Annotated in this window: 15 protein-coding genes; 12 read left to right on the top strand and 3 right to left on the bottom strand. The window is 38.4% G+C overall.

Annotated elements, in window-relative coordinates; translation table 11 throughout:
* The first annotated feature begins 8 nt into the window (after positions 1 to 8).
* The 12 genes from A9996_RS13220 to A9996_RS13165 all read left to right on the top strand — a co-directional run bounded on the left by A9996_RS13220 (position 9) and on the right by A9996_RS13165 (position 11283).
* Positions 9 to 1748, top strand: a complete 1740-nt coding sequence (locus A9996_RS13220; protein ID WP_066435835.1) for a TrkH family potassium uptake protein — start codon at positions 9 to 11, stop codon at positions 1746 to 1748.
* Between the two features lie 3 nt (positions 1749 to 1751).
* On the top strand, positions 1752 to 2435 hold the full coding sequence (locus A9996_RS13215; RefSeq protein ID WP_066435826.1) for a potassium channel family protein: 684 nt from the start codon (positions 1752 to 1754) through the stop codon (positions 2433 to 2435).
* 83 nt (positions 2436 to 2518) lie between these two features.
* Positions 2519 to 3550: a uroporphyrinogen decarboxylase gene (hemE, locus tag A9996_RS13210; protein WP_066435891.1), complete on the top strand. Its 1032-nt coding sequence runs from the start codon at positions 2519 to 2521 to the stop codon at positions 3548 to 3550.
* 185 nt (positions 3551 to 3735) lie between these two features.
* Positions 3736 to 4497: an EI24 domain-containing protein gene (locus A9996_RS13205; protein WP_066435825.1), complete on the top strand. Its 762-nt coding sequence runs from the start codon at positions 3736 to 3738 to the stop codon at positions 4495 to 4497.
* Positions 4487 to 5029 carry a GNAT family N-acetyltransferase gene (locus A9996_RS13200; protein WP_066435823.1) on the top strand — a complete coding sequence of 181 codons (543 nt, stop codon included), beginning with the start codon at positions 4487 to 4489 and terminating at the stop codon, positions 5027 to 5029. Before A9996_RS13205 ends, A9996_RS13200 begins: the two co-directional genes overlap by 11 nt.
* Positions 5019 to 5927: an oxygen-dependent coproporphyrinogen oxidase gene (gene hemF / locus A9996_RS13195; protein WP_066435816.1), complete on the top strand. Its 909-nt coding sequence runs from the start codon at positions 5019 to 5021 to the stop codon at positions 5925 to 5927. The genes A9996_RS13200 and hemF overlap by 11 nt, the downstream gene beginning before the upstream one ends.
* A 79-nt stretch (positions 5928 to 6006) precedes the next feature.
* Positions 6007 to 6999, top strand: a complete 993-nt coding sequence (hemB, locus tag A9996_RS13190) for a porphobilinogen synthase (protein WP_066435887.1) — start codon at positions 6007 to 6009, stop codon at positions 6997 to 6999.
* Between the two features lie 152 nt (positions 7000 to 7151).
* The gene (locus A9996_RS13185; protein WP_083993958.1) at positions 7152 to 7559 is read left to right on the top strand and encodes an Lrp/AsnC family transcriptional regulator; all 408 of its coding nucleotides are present in this window, start codon (positions 7152 to 7154) and stop codon (positions 7557 to 7559) included.
* Positions 7560 to 7634: 75 nt separating this feature from the next.
* Entirely contained in the window at positions 7635 to 8723 is a 1089-nt protein-coding gene (locus A9996_RS13180) for a CNNM domain-containing protein (RefSeq protein WP_066435808.1), read from the top strand.
* On the top strand, positions 8723 to 9199 hold the full coding sequence (locus A9996_RS13175) for a methylated-DNA--[protein]-cysteine S-methyltransferase (protein WP_066435805.1): 477 nt from the start codon (positions 8723 to 8725) through the stop codon (positions 9197 to 9199). Before A9996_RS13180 ends, A9996_RS13175 begins: the two co-directional genes overlap by 1 nt.
* 107 nt (positions 9200 to 9306) lie before the next feature.
* Positions 9307 to 10467 (top strand): serine hydrolase domain-containing protein, encoded by a 1161-nt coding sequence (locus A9996_RS13170; RefSeq protein ID WP_066435884.1) that lies wholly within the window; start codon positions 9307 to 9309, stop codon positions 10465 to 10467.
* A gap of 105 nt (positions 10468 to 10572) precedes the next feature.
* Complete coding sequence (locus A9996_RS13165; protein WP_066435803.1) at positions 10573 to 11283, top strand: 3'-5' exonuclease; 711 nt, start codon at positions 10573 to 10575, stop codon at positions 11281 to 11283.
* A gap of 655 nt (positions 11284 to 11938) precedes the next feature.
* On the opposite strand, the gene A9996_RS13160 is transcribed toward A9996_RS13165, so the two are convergent.
* The 3 genes from A9996_RS13160 to A9996_RS13150 all read right to left on the bottom strand — a co-directional run bounded on the left by A9996_RS13160 (position 11939) and on the right by A9996_RS13150 (position 15920).
* Positions 11939 to 12592: a CoA transferase subunit B gene (locus A9996_RS13160; protein WP_066435799.1), complete on the bottom strand. Its 654-nt coding sequence runs from the start codon at positions 12590 to 12592 to the stop codon at positions 11939 to 11941.
* Between the two features lie 125 nt (positions 12593 to 12717).
* Positions 12718 to 13419, bottom strand: coding sequence for a CoA transferase subunit A (locus A9996_RS13155; protein ID WP_066435796.1), 702 nt, complete (start codon positions 13417 to 13419; stop codon positions 12718 to 12720).
* Between the two features lie 182 nt (positions 13420 to 13601).
* Entirely contained in the window at positions 13602 to 15920 is a 2319-nt protein-coding gene (locus tag A9996_RS13150; RefSeq protein WP_066435793.1) for a penicillin-binding protein 1A, read from the bottom strand.
* Positions 15921 to 15927: the final 7 nt, after the last annotated feature.

Here is a 15927-nt window from a genome sequence, read left to right as displayed (position 1 = left end):
AGGGATCCATGATCAACACAAAATCGCTCAAAACTGCGTATCGATTTATCGATATCCTTATTTTGTTCTTCCTGATTTTCGATTTCGGATTTAACGTTAATGACAGCTATAAACCTTATAAGCTGGCTATATTCTTTGTACTCACCAGTCTCCTGATAGCATTTAATATTTTCAAATTTTATCAATTTTCTGACGCTAATATCAGGAAAACCCTCAAATTTAATTTGGTCCTGTTAATTGTAATTATCACTTCTGCAGGTGGGTACTTATTGCTCAACGATGGTAAGGATATGCTACCGTTGCTAAAGGAGACCAAGGTGATTTTTGAAGTAGGACTCTTCATTTATTTGTTGTTAAGGCTTTCCATTCTTATAAAGCATGTTTACAAAATTTATTTTAATCCGGCCATTCTTTTTGTGGGCAGTTTTTTTATATTCTCTTTTATTGGTGCTTTATTTTTAATGCTTCCTAAGGTCACCACCAACGGCATTAGCTTTATTGATGCACTATTTACTGCTACAAGCGCTATTTGTGTGACTGGGTTGGCCGTGTTGGACACAGCCAATGACTTTACGCAACTAGGTCAGATTGTAATTTTAATCTTGATTCAAATTGGAGGCTTGGGCATTTTAACATTTACCTCGTTTTTCGCCTACTTTTTTAAGGAAAATTCATCATTTAGAGAAGGACTTTATGTCAAAGATTTTACGGCTTCAGAGAATTTACAGGATGTCTTGAAAATAGCTGTTCGTATTGTCCTCTTCACAATCACTCTAGAACTTATAGGCGCAGTGGCAATCTATTTTTCAATTGATAATATTGACTCTGTCAAGGACAAGGTGTTTTTCTCAATTTTCCATTCTATCTCAGCTTTTTGTAATGCGGGCTTTTCCACCTCATCAGCTAGTTTTTATGATCCAAGTTTCAGATTTGATTATTCCTTGCAATGGGCTGTCATGTTGCTCATCATTATAGGTGGGTTAGGCTATAATATTGTGCACAATTCTTACGTGTACTTCAAAACGGCTTTTATCAACACGTTTATCAAAGGCATTAAAACCTTACCGGTGAGGGTTTTTAAACTAAATTCAAAAATAATATTTTTTACCACCTGCATACTTTTAGCGGCAGGATTTGTCTTCTTCTTCTTTGCAGAAGCTGACCATTCCCTAAAGGAACACACCACGCTCTATGGAAAAATTACTTCAGCCATGTTCTCTTCAGTAACCCCAAGAACGGCTGGATTTAATACGGTAGATTATTCACAAGTGGCAACACCGTCTATATTAGTAGTTATTTTTTTAATGTGGATTGGTGCCTCACCGGCCTCTACAGGCGGTGGAATTAAAACCAGTACCTTTGCCATAGCCACCCTCAATATTATTGCCACAGCACGTGGAAAAAAGCGTATTGAAATCGATACTCGAGAAATCTCCAGCAGTTCTGTCAACAGAGCTTTTGCCATAATTTGTATTTCTTTATTGGTTATAGGCACCAGTACATTATTGTTGTTGTTCTTTGAACCGGACAAACAATTGTTACCTCTTGCTTTTGAATCTTTTTCTGCATATAGTACCGTTGGATTGAGCATGAATGTCACTCCAAACTTGTCTCAACCTAGCAAATATGTTATTATAGTGGTGATGTTTTTAGGACGTATAGGCACCCTGAATTTATTATTTGGAATGCTTGGGCAAATAGAACAGAAGTTTTATAAATATCCACAAGAAAACATTTTAATCAATTAACACATGAAAATTATAATTATCGGTCTCGGAAATTTTGGATTGGCATTGGCACTGAATCTTACTGAAACAGGCAATGAAGTCATTGGTGTTGATAGACAAATGGAGAAAGTCAATTTGGTAAAGGACCAACTGGCTCACGTGGTTTGTATGGACGCCACCAATGAACTCGCCTACCAAGCCCTGCCAACAAAACAGGCAGATTTAACGGTAGTAGCCATTGGTGAAAATGAAGGCGCAGCCATTATTACTACCGCAATTGTTAAAAAACTATGCGCCGGAAAGGTGATCAGCAGGTCACTATCTCCCATTCACGATACGGTTTTACAGGCCATGGGAATTGATTTTATAGTCCATCCTGAACAAGAAGCTGCTCAAAAATTGACCTATAAGATCAATTTAAAAAATGTCATCGATAACTATAAAATTGATGAGCACTATTCCATTACAGAAATTAAAACACCAGAAAGTTTTGTTGGTAAAACCATAGGAGAATTGAATATCAGGTTAAACCATCATGTCAATGTCATTACCTTATTGCGCATCAGAGAGAAAATCAATTTTATTGGGGCGCCAGCAAAAGTAAAAGTCATTGGCGTACCAACCACCAATACGCGAATTGAAAAAGACGATATCATGGTAGTCTTTGGTTTGAATGAAAAAATTGCGGATTTGAATAATAAAAAGTAAGACTCACAGGAGGTCTGTAACATTAAAAATTAGTTGAATTTAAATGTTCCAAGATGTTGGGACCATTTTACACAAAAATAGAGATGATAAAAAACGATTTATACTTAAGAGCATTAAAAGGAGAAACTGTTGCCCGACCACCGGTATGGATGATGCGTCAGGCAGGACGTTATTTACCCGAATTTCAAGAAATCAAGGCAAAGTATGATTTCTTTACCCGTTGTAGAACACCAGAACTGTCAAGTGAAATTACTGTGCAACCCATCCGTCGTTACGGGATGGATGCTGCCATTTTGTTTAGCGATATTTTGGTGATTCCTCAGGCCATGAATATTGAAGTAGAGATGAAACCAAATTTCGGACCTTACTTACCACATCCGGTACGGACGCAAAGAGATGTAGATAATGTGATTGTTCCTGATGTGGATGTTGAATTAGACTATGTGATGCAAGCTATCAAAGCTACTAAAGAACTTTTAAATGATGAAGTGCCTTTGATTGGTTTTGCTGGATCACCATGGACCATTTTATGCTATTGTGTGCAGGGCCAAGGCAGCAAGAATTTTGACAAAGCAAAGGAATTCTGTTTTACCAATCCTATAGCTGCACACCAATTACTGCAAAAAATTACAGACACCACCATCACCTATTTAAAAGCCAAAGTGGCGGCAGGTTGTGACGCCGTTCAAATTTTTGATTCGTGGGGAGGCATGTTGTCACCAACAGATTACAACGAATTTTCTTGGCAATACGTGAACCAAATTATTGAAGCTTTAAAAGATGATGCGCCTGTCATTGCTTTTGGAAAAGGATGTTGGTTCGCATTGGGCGATATGGCAAAATCCAATGCTTCTGCCTTGGGTATTGACTGGACCTGTTCTCCAAAAAACGCGCGTTATTTGACTGGAGGAAACATCACGTTACAAGGTAATTTTGATCCTTCCAGATTGTTTTCGCCACCGTCAGAAATCAAAAAAATGGTAAACCAAATGATTAATGAATTTGGCAAAGACAAATACATTGTTAATTTAGGCCATGGTATTTTACCGAATATTCCTTTGGATAACGCCAAAGCTTTTATTGATGCGGTAAAGGAGTATAAAATCCCATCCTAACCTTCCCGAGGGGAAGGAACTGTTATGTTTGTCTCACCCCTGTAGTTGGTCAAACCATCTACAAGTTTTCTTGTACCTTGTAAAAGTCAAAAGAACTTTTAAAAGAGTGCACTTACGATTTTTGAAACAAATTAAAATAATAGCCAAATAAAATTCCCTTTCCTTTGGAAAGGGCTAGGGATAGGATGATCTACAACATTTTCAACGGCATCAAAGCCTACGCAGGTACCCTTCAATTGATTTCCAAACTCAGGCTTTGGAAATATTTTGGTGTGCCCATGCTCATCAGCATATTAGTGGCCACATCAATCATCCTTTCTGCTTATGCATTAGCTGATAATTTTGGGTTGTATATTTCAAACCTTTGGGTTTGGGAATGGGGAAAAGATACGTTCTTTGTCATAAGTGAAATCCTCAGCGGTGTACTGATTCTAGTATTGGGATTTATCCTTTACAAACATATTGTGATGGCACTTTCAGCGCCTTTTATGAGCCCTGTTTCTGAAAAAATTGAAGCCCATTTGTTGGGTGCTCAAAGACACCAACATCGGGATACTTCATTTTCAGAACAATTGTTAAGGGGCATACGCATTAATGTCAGGAATTTATTATTGGAATTGCTGTTGACCATTCCCATTGTCCTGATTAGCTTTATACCAATTGTTGGCATCGCTTCCACTATTCTACTTTTTTTAGTGCAAGCATATTACGCCGGTTTTGGAAATATGGATTATACCCTGGAACGTCATTTTAAATATGATGAAAGCATTAAATTTGTAAAACAGCATCGCGGCTTGGCCATTGGGAACGGTATCGTTTTTATGCTATTTTTATTAATTCCTGTTATTGGAATTATTCTCGTGCTGCCATTATCAGTAACCGCAGCTTCCACAGAAACTGTGAAGCTACTTAAGGCGCAAAACAGATTAAAATCAAATGATATATAGTTCAGAACATATCAGCATTTCATTAGTGCAACCCAATGATGCCTTACAGTTGAACAAACTATTGGTATCCAATACTGAGCGCTTTAATCGCTTTCTCCCTCTTACGTTAGCAGATAATAGAACATTGGAAAGCACTCGTAATTACATCAATAAGAAAATAGAGGCAGCTGAAAAAAAGGAAGAATATGTTTTTGTGATCAAAGATACATACCAAATTCAAATTATGGGATTGATCATTTTAAAGCAAGTAGATTGGGAGACCGAGCAAGGTGAATTTGCCTACTGTATAGGGCAAGGTTTTAAAGGCAAAGGACTTATGAGTCACGCCATAAAGGCAATCTCCACCTATGCAATTGAGGTGATGGGGTTGAAAACACTTCTAATAATATCCCACAAGACGAATGTATCAAGCGTTAATGCCGCTTTAAACTCTGGCTTCAAATGGAAAAAAACTTTGAAAAATGAATTCACCCCTTTAAACGGAGCCTCTTTAGATATGGAACTTTACGAATTTTCAAAACATGAAAGATAAATTTTACAACTATATACTAGAATTACAAGATACCATCACCTCAAAACTGGCGTCTGTAGATGGCAAAGCAACATTTCAAGAAGACCTCTGGGAACGCCCTGAAGGTGGCGGCGGAAGAACGCGCGTTATTGAAAACGGTACTGTTTTTGAAAAAGGAGGCGTCAATGTTTCTGCCGTTCATGGTGAGTTGCCAGAAAGTATGCAACAGTATTTTGGAGTTAAGGATGCCAATTTCTTTGCCTGCGGATTAAGTTTGGTATTGCACCCGACAAACCCGATGGTGCCGACTGTTCACGCCAATTGGCGCTACTTTGAAATGTATGATCAACAAGGTCATATCGTCGATTCTTGGTTTGGTGGTGGACAGGATTTAACGCCTTACTATCTGTTTAGCGAGGATGCCACGCATTTTCACGAGGTCTGTAAAATGGCCTGCGACAAGCATCACCCCGCGTTTTATGAGTTGTACAAAAAAAAATGCGATACCTATTTTTGGAACGCACACCGGAACGAGGCACGTGGAATTGGTGGTTTATTCTTCGATTATTGTAAAGCCACTGAAGAATTCTCTATGGAAGATTGGTATAATTATGTCACTGAAGTGGGCAATAGTTTTCTTGAATGCTATGTCCCTATTGTGGAAAAACGAAAAAACCTCCCTTATACAGATGCCAATAGAACTTGGCAGGAAATACGTCGTGGCCGTTATGTAGAATTCAACTTGGTGCATGACAAAGGCACCTTGTTCGGTTTGAAAACCAACGGACGCATCGAAAGTATTTTGATGAGTTTGCCACCACACGTCCAATGGGTGTATGACCATCATCCTAAAAAAGGAAGCGACGAAGAAAAGTTACTAGACGTATTAAAAAATCCTATAGATTGGATTGAATTATAACACAAACAAAGACACTTTAAATAGTCCTCAACAAAGAATTAAACTGCAGACAGAAGACTGCAAACTGAAAACTCAAATTATGTACCCATTAAGAAGAAATAGAAGATTAAGAACCAACGAGGCGATACGGTCATTAGTCCGGGAAACCATAATCTCACCAAATGATTTTTTGGTCCCGTTGTTCATCGTAGAAGGCAAAAACGTAAAAGAAGAAATAGCTTCCATGCCAAATTACTTCCGCTATAGTTTAGACTTGCTCGAAAAGGAAGTCAAAGAACTTTGGAGTATGGGCTTAAAATCAGTATTGCTTTTTGTAAAAGTTGCAGACAACCTTAAAGACAATAAAGGCACTGAAGCCATCAACGCTAACGGATTGATGCAACGCGCCATTAAAACAGTTAAAAATGCCTGTCCTGATATGTTGGTGATGACTGACGTGGCCTTTGATCCGTATTCCGCTTATGGACATGATGGAATTATAGAAAATGGCATCATTTTAAATGATGAAAGTGCCGAACTACTGGCACAAATGAGTGTGTCCCACGCTATAGCAGGAGCTGATTTTGTGGCGCCAAGTGATATGATGGATGGTCGTATTCTAGCCATACGCGAAGCTTTAGAAGATGAAGGTTTTACTGACACAGGCATTATGAGCTATTCCGCCAAATATGCCTCAGCCTTTTATGGGCCTTTCCGTGACGCGTTAGATTCGGCACCTGTAAACATGAAAAATATTCCGAAGGACAAAAAAACGTATCAAATGGATTATGCCAATAGGTTTGAAGCCCTCAAAGAGACTGAAATGGACATTGATGAAGGTGCTGATATCGTCATGATCAAACCAGGATTATGTTATTTGGATATTGTCCGCGAAATCAAAAACGCCGTCGATGTTCCGGTGGCCGTGTATCAAGTTTCTGGCGAATACGCCATGCTCAAAGCTGCCGCTGAAAAAGGTTGGTTAGATCATGATGCGGTTATGATGGAGCAAATTACTGCTATAAAGCGTGCAGGTGCTGATGTGATTGCCTCTTATTTTGCAAAAGATGTTGTGAGACTTTTAAATAAATAATATAGATTTACCAGTTTACAATTTTAGCGCTTTTTCAAAGTTTTGTGCACTGACGCAAACCTCTGAAAAGCGCTTTTTTGGTTTATAATCAAAAAAATATTTTATATTTATTTTCGATTAAAATTACAAACAGCTAAAACATTTATGATTCAATGGATAGTATAGATACAAAAATCATCCAGATGCTGCGTAAAAACGCCCGCGAATCTTTTGCAACCATCGGTAAAGCCGTGGAGCTTTCTGCACCTGCAATAGGCAAACGGGTCAAGCAATTAGAAGAAAAAGGGATTATTTTGGGCTATTCCTTAAAACTTGATCATGAAAAACTCGGCGTCGCTACAAAGGCATACATCCAGTTAACAATCCACCAATCGAGCACTTTAAGAACGGCTTACAGCCAAATTGTCCATCAAGAAGAAGTACAACGCTGTGACCGTATTACGGGTGAGGATCGCCTATCTATTTTGGGATACTTTAAAAGCAATAAAGATCTGATCACTTTTATAGAACGCATCTCACAGTACGGTGTTCCCAACACCAGCATCATTTTAGAAAACTAAGTTAAAATTGTTTCAGCAAAACACAAACACAAAACCTAATAATATTCTTAAATTAGCATATAAACTTAAACACCCATGACGTTATTAATTATTTATGCGTTTGTTTCCATATTCTTTTCATTTCTCTGCTCCATATTGGAAGCTGTATTATTGAGCATCACGCCAACCTTTATCAATATTAAGAAGAAGGAAGGCAAAGACTATGCAAAGAACATAGAGATGTTAAAAAAGGATGTTGACAAACCTCTCATTGCCATATTGACCCTAAACACCATTGCACATACCGTTGGCGCCATTTTGGTAGGTGTACAGGCAGAACAGGTATTTGGAAATGGCGACAATTCCATTTTGATCGTCTCTGCTCTTATGACACTAATGATCTTAGTCCTTTCTGAGATCATCCCGAAAACGATTGGTGCGACGTACTGGAAGAACTTGGCGAATTTTACTTCCAAAGGACTTAATATTCTAATTTTTCCTTTAAAATATACAGGCATTCTTTGGCTATTGCAACTCACTACAAAATTGATTGGTGGCAAAAATTCACACGTGAGCACTGTAAGTAGAGACAGCTTTCTGGCCATGACGGATATCGCCCATGAAGAAGGTGTATTTCAAGAATCAGAAAGCAAAGTGATTAAAAACCTTATCAACTTCAAGAAAATTGTAGCCAAGGATATTATGACGCCACGGACCATCATGGTCTCTGAGGATGAGAAAACCTCCGTCAAAACCTTTTTTGATGAAAATCAAGAGCTTCGCGTGTCCCGAATCCCAATCTATTCTAGCAGTCCAGACAATATTACGGGATTAGTCCTAAAAGATGATATCTATAAAGAAATGGCACTTGATAATGACGATAAAACATTGGCAGATATTAAGAGAGAAATTATTATTGTGGAGCGTAAATTGCCCATACCAATCCTATTTGAAAAACTAGTAGAAAGCAAAAACCACATGGCCTTGGTGGTGGACGAATATGGTACAGTTACCGGCTTGGTCACTATGGAAGATGTGATTGAAACCCTTTTGGGACTTGAAATTATGGATGAAAGCGATAATATTGCCGATCTTCAAAAGCAAGCCAGAAAAAGTTGGGAGGCAAGAGCGAAACGCTTGGGCATGCTAAGGGGTGATAATGACGTTTCGAACGATGAAAGTTAATGGCGGTTTGTGTTGTTGAATCACCCTTAGGTTTTACCAAAATTGTTGGTACTGAAGACGGCATCTCCTCCATTTCCATTTTAAATTCTGAAGAAAAAATCACCGATATTATTCCCTTAGAACTTGAAGACTGCGTCCATCAACTCCATGACTATTTTGAAGGTAAGCGCACGCAATTCGATATAAAATTAAATCCTGAAGGCACTGATTTTCAAAAGAAAGTTTGGAATGAACTTCAAACCATTCCCTACGGAAAAACGTGTTCCTATTTAGAGCTATCCCAACAATTGGGCGATATTAAAGCCATCAGAGCAGTCGCCAATGCGAATGGTAGAAATCCGCTGTGGATTGTGATACCCTGCCATCGTGTTATTGGCTCAGATGGCAGTTTGACGGGATATGCCGGCGGCTTATATCGCAAGCAATGGCTTTTGGAACATGAAAGTCCTTATATTCAGCAACGCTTATTTGAATGAAGTAACCAAGACCTCACCTGCCCGAAAGTTCCAGATTAAAAACCTGTCAGGTCTTTTACATGAAAGGTAAGATTATTCCCTATATTTATTCCGCTAAACACCAACTTATGAAATTCCTTAAAACAGTCCTAAAATGGCTACTCGTCCTACTTGTGCTGATAGTCGCCATTTTGTATATCACAGATACTGATTACTTGCTAAAAGCTGTGAGAACCATTTACCTTAAAGGCCATTCTACAGCCTATCTTGAAGATTACAAACAATTTGATAATGAAGTTGTGGCCAATGGCGCAGGCCAACCTTGGCCAAACCACGCCGATTACAATTCTGCTAAAGAAACGGAAGCTCTTCAAAAAATCAATACAGATTTAGGTACTATCGCCTATGTGATTATCAAAAATGACAGTATTTGGTTTGAAAATTATTGCGATGGATTTGGAGAAGATTCTAAATCAAATTCATTCTCAATGGCCAAAAGTTATGTGTCTGGACTGATGCAAAAAGCCATTGAACAAGGCCATATCAAAAGTTTGGACCAACCGGTGGGTGATTTCTTTCCGGAATTTAGCGAAGGTAAAGCAGCGAAAATGACGGTTGGCGATTTATCCTCCATGAGTTCTGGCACCAATTGGGATGAGGCCTACTATTCACCTTTATCCATCACCACACGCGCCTATTTTGATGACGATTTGGAAAAGGTTATTCTCGGTTTGAAGGTCGTGGATGAACCCGGCCAAGCCTACAAATACGCCAGTGGAGACACGCAACTATTAGCGATGGTGATTGAAAAAGCCACCGGTAAAAAAATGTATGACTATCTTTCTGAATCCTTTTGGAAACCTTTAGGCTCTGAAAATTCAACACTTTGGCAAGTGGACAGTGAAGAAAATGATTTGGTCAAAGCCTATTGCTGTATCGCTAGTAACGCAAAAGATTTTGCCCGTTACGGCAAATTGTTCAAAGATCATGGTAAATGGAACGGCAAACAAGTTTTAGATTCGGCATTTGTTGCCAAATCAGTCACGCCAAGGTTCGCTGCAAGTCCAGAGTATGGTTACGGATGGTGGTTGATTCAAGATTATAAAGGGAAAGACTTTTTTATGATGCGTGGCCATTTGGGTCAGTACGTTATTGTTCAACCTGATGATAATGTGATCATTGTACGCTTGGGCCACGAATCAAGAAAAGTGGATTATGATGGCGATGCCTTTACGCAGGATATATATACGTATATTGATGAGGCTTATGCGATGATGAAGAATAATTAGATACAAATATTGCGAATTTTCTCAAATTGTTTCAGGAATGAACGTATATACAAAATAGATGATGACTAATAATTAATAAGAGTCTTGCCTTCGCAGGAAGTACACATGATCAACAAACTCAACCTTGAAGACATTCTTTTTCTGGACATTGAAACTGTTCCAGAAACACCTCATTTTTCTGAACTTGATAAAACCAAACAAGACCTTTGGGATCTTAAATCGAAGTACCAAAGAGCCGAAGTTTCTGCAGAAGAGTTTTATGAGCGGGCTGGAATTTGGGCTGAGTTTGGAAAAATCGTTTGTATTTCAGTTGGCTATTTCAAATTTCAAGGGGATATTAGAACGTTTCGCGTCACGTCATTTCATGGTGATGAAATCACTATTTTAAAAGATTTCAAAACTTTATTAGCCTCGCATTTCAGCCAAGCCAAGCATATATTATGTGCCCATAATGGAAAGGAATTTGACTTTCCATATATCGCCAGACGCATGATCATCCACAATATTGAACTGCCATATAAACTGAATCTTTTCGGCAAGAAACCATGGGAAGTACCGCACTTAGATACATTGGAACTCTGGAAATTTGGCGATTATAAAAATTATACATCCTTAAAATTACTGACCAATGTGTTAGGTATTCCATCTCCCAAAGATGATATTGATGGTAGTGAGGTTTGTCGCGTCTATTATGAAGAAAACGATGTCGAACGGATTGTTATCTATTGTGAGAAAGACACGATTGCTGTAGCGCAAATCTTCTTAAGATTACGTGGGGACTCAATTTTGGATGAGAGTGAGATTAAGCATATTTGATAGGCGAATTAATTGCCTACAGATTCTCAGAATTCTGCAGATCTCTTTTTAAAATAATTCAAACTCAAAACTAAAACTCATAGGTGTTAAGCTGATCCTTGATAGAAAACTAGGTGCTCAGTTGAGAGCACACATAAAAAAAATACTACACTTTAAACCCGGGGTGAGGATTAGAGCATGAATATTTTTTTTGTGAGCATTAACATACCTTTCAGTAAGTGTAATGTTTTCTGAAAGGTTTCAAATAATTTGCTTTCAGATAAAGTAGGTTTTGATAGATTTGGGGCGGTGTTCATAAGTCAAAATTTATGGTAGATTTGGGGCTAATCACAAGTTAGGTTTATGGTAATTTTTTGGGGCAAAAAAAGTTATGTTTATTTTAAGGTTATTTAGATAGACGATTTTTATTCTGTTTTGTAAATATGTGACATTATTTCTATAAATCAGTCTAAATACATAATTATTAGATGAAGTGCGCAAAATTTTAACAATTACAATCCATTATGAAGATTATTCTTACGTTAATTATCCGATTTGCTTCTTTGGGTCGTATGGGAAACGCTAAAATTCAATAAAAAAAACAGCCACCAATACACGAATTAATTTATTAGTTCATTCGTGAATTCGTGGCTTAAAATTTATTACAAAACTACTGTTATAAAGTCATCTCAGGGATATCACCTTCTACGATCAATTTCCCTTCAGTAGCTTTAATAATCTCCTCAACGGAGATTCCTGGAGCGCGCTCCAACAATTTAAATCCGTCCTTGGTAATTTCCAAGACCGCCAAATTGGTCACAATCTTCTTTACGCAACCGACTCCAGTAAGTGGCAAACTACATTTTTTCAACAATTTAGATTCTCCTGCCTTATTGGTATGCATCATAGCCACGATAATATTTTCAGCACTTGCTACCAAGTCCATGGCGCCTCCCATACCCTTAACCATCTTACCGGGAATTTTCCAATTGGCAATATCGCCTTCTTCTGAGACCTCCATGGCGCCCAAAATAGTCAGGTCTACATGTTTTCCCCTGATCATGGCAAAGCTCATAGAAGAGTCAAAAAAACTAGCCCCTGGCAAGGTCGTGATGGTTTGTTTCCCGGCGTTGATCAAATCAGCATCTTCTTCCCCCTCAAAAGGGAAAGGTCCCATGCCCAGAACACCATTTTCACTTTGGAATTCTACTTCTATATCATCTCTTACATAGTTGGCAACAAGGGTTGGAATACCGATTCCAAGATTGACATAGTATCCATCCTTAACTTCCTTTGCAATACGTTTTGCGATTCCTGTTTTGTCTAACATTTTTTAGTTTTTTCATTCCCGAGAAGACGGAAATCTTATGAATTTATATCAACTTTCACTTGTGTCTCGAAAACGCACCACATGCCATGCATGTGTCAGAATTGTCGACGCTAAAACTTCACTACTTATAACTTTTTCCTTACAGTTAGTTGTTCAATGCGTTTTTCATAATCTTTACCCTGAAAAATACGCTGGATAAATATGCCCGGAATATGGATTTGATTCGGATCTAAACTTCCAACAGGCACCAATTCTTCAACCTCAGCAACCGTGATTTTTGCAGCGCCACACATAGCAGGATTAAAATTTCTAGCCGTGCCCTTAAAGATTAAATTGCCTGCAGCATCGCCTTTCCAAGCTTTTACGAAAGCAAAATCGGCTTCAAAAGCTTTTTCTAGCACATACATTTTTCCATTGAATTCCCGGACCTCCTTGCCTTCTGCGACTTCTGTGCCATAACCTGCAGGAGTAAAAAAGGCAGGAAAACCTGATTGCGCAGCTCTACAGCGTTCCACAAGCGTGCCTTGAGGCACCAACTCCACATCTAGTTCTCCACTGAGCATTTGGCGTTCAAATTCGTCATTTTCTCCTACATAAGAAGAAATCATTTTCTTGATCTGGCGCTTGTGCAATAACAATCCCAAACCAAAATCATCCACCCCAGCATTATTGGAAATACAGGTCAGTCCTTTGACGTTCATTTGTACCAAATTATTGATAGCGTTTTCAGGAATACCACATAGTCCGAAACCACCTAACATCAGGGTCATATCATCCTTTACCCCTTGCATGGCTTCGGTAACGTTGGCTACTTTTTTATTAATCATGAGTGTTTTTTTTTAGGAGTTTGAAAATTACGAAATAAAATAGCCATTCAAAAATGAATTAAGTTTGTAGGGGGTGTGACTTTTTTAAAATATGGCAAGTACCGATTGAATCGACAAAAAAAACCCATTTAAAATGAAATTTCATTTTAAATGGGTTTTTCACATTTGTTAAGCTCTCTAAACTAAAAGTCTAAACTGTCATCTCCAAAACCTTCGGTATCTGAGTTGTCACTTTCACTTCTTTTGTTACAATCCACATTTATGGAGAGATAAGCAGGACGTTCAAAGTCTCCTGTTGATACGTCGAGCTCTTTATCAGCATAACATTTTTTCATATAGAGCCCCCAAATTGGCAATGCCATAGAGGCACCTTGGCCATAAGCAATGCTCTTAAAATGAGTAGCGCGCTCTTCGCCACCAACCCAAACGCCAGTGACCAAATTAGGTACCATACCCATAAACCATCCATCACTTTGGTTTTGTGTAGTTCCTGTTTTACCAGCAATGGGATTCGTCAAAGCATAAGGATAGCCTGTAATAATTTCTTTATATAATTGATTATCTGTTGCCCAAGAACCTCTTAAACGTGATCCTGATCCGCCTTCTGTAACCCCTTGTAATAAATTAGTGGTAACATAAGCCACTTCTTCACTCAACACATCTTTTGACTCTGGAGTAAATTGATAGAGAATAGTCCCATTTTTATCTTCAATCCTCATCACCATTACTGGTTTGTTATAGACCCCTTTATTGGCGAATGTGGCATAGGCCGCTACCATCTCATAAACACTTAAATCTGGGGTGCCCAAGGCGATAGCAGGTACTGCAGGAATATCTGATTCAATCCCTAAATTTCTTGCCATATCAATCACAGGTTGTGGACCCACTTTATCCATCAATCGTGCGGTAATCGTGTTAATAGAATTTGCCAAGGCACTCTTCAACGTTTTAAAACCACCGTATTTATCGTCTGAATTATCAGGACTCCAAGGTAATGGATTCCCAAACTTTCCTGCTTCAATGGTTATTTTGGTATTTGGAAACGTATCACATGGTGATAAATGCAACTGATCAATAGCCGTTGCATAAACAAAGGGCTTAAACGTAGAACCTACTTGACGTTTTCCTTGTTTAACGTGATCATATTGAAAATGTCTGTAATTGATGCCACCAACCCAAGCTTTGACATGCCCTGTTTGCGGATCCATGGACATCATACCCGTATGTAAAAACGATTTGTAATACCGCATAGAATCTGCCGGTTTCATGATGGTGTCAATTTCACCTTTCCAAGAAAAAACGTTCATTTGCGTTGGCTTTTCAAAAGACGCTACAATCTCCTTTTCACTTTTACCATTGGCTTTCATAATTCGCCAACGTTCAGATTGCCGCATACTTCTCTTAAGCAAATCTGTTATTTCATCTTGATTTAAATCTAAAAACGGCGCCGTCTTATTTCGATCGGGTGTATTTTGATTAAAAAATTCCGCCTGCAATCGCGCCATATGCTCATGTACTGCATCTTCAGCATATTGCTGCATGCGCGAATCGATGGTGGTATAGATTTTAAGACCATCATCATACAAACTGTAAAGCCCCGTTCCATCCGGTTTTGGATTGTTTTTGATCCAATCTTTCATGAATTCGGTGAGATAGGCCCTGAAATAAGTAGCTAATCCTTCACGATGTGATTCTGGAGAATAACGCAAACCTAAGTCTAATTTTTTGATAGAATCATTAACGTTTTCTGCAATATAGTCGTACTTTTCCATTTGGTTCAATACGACATTTCTTCTGTTTCGAGTGCCTTCCGGATTGCGTGTAGGTCTTGGATTGTAGAGTGAGGAATTTTTAAACATGCCCACTAACATCGCAGATTCTTTAACGTCTAAGTTTTTAGGTTCCTTCCCGAAATAAATTCTGGCGGCACTTCTAATTCCGTCGGCATTATTTCCAAAGTCATAGATATTGAAGTACATCGCAATGATTTCTTCCTTGGTATATTGACGTTCCAAGCGGATAGCAATAACCCACTCCTTTATTTTCTGTGTTGCCGTTTCCACAATATTTTTAGATCTAACGCCAACAAATAACTGTCTAGCCAACTGTTGTGATATGGTACTTGCCCCTCCCCTTTTTCCTAAAAAAATGAAAGCCCTCAAAGTACCTATAGCATCAATACCTGAATGTTCATGAAAACGCGCATCTTCGGTAGCAATTAAAGCCTTTACCAAATGATCCGGCAACTCTTTATAATCTACAGGTGTACGGTTATCATTATTGTAAATTTTAGCCAATAATTCACCATCTGAAGAAATAATCTCTGTTGCCAAATTGGTGGATGGATTTTCCAAACGTGTATAATCGGGCATCTCTCCAAAAACACCCCAAGAAGCCAATAAAAATAATAAGACCACAAATAACACACCGCCTACAATGATCATCCAAAACCATCGGATATACGCAGAAAAATCTTGAGTTTCAGCTTTCTTTTTTGCCATAATTTAA

The sequence above is a fragment of the Gelidibacter algens genome (assembly GCF_001678675.1).
GTDB lineage: Bacteria > Bacteroidota > Bacteroidia > Flavobacteriales > Flavobacteriaceae > Gelidibacter > Gelidibacter algens.
Note: the sequence above shows the minus strand (reverse complement) of the source record. Positions and strands in the feature narration are given on the sequence as shown.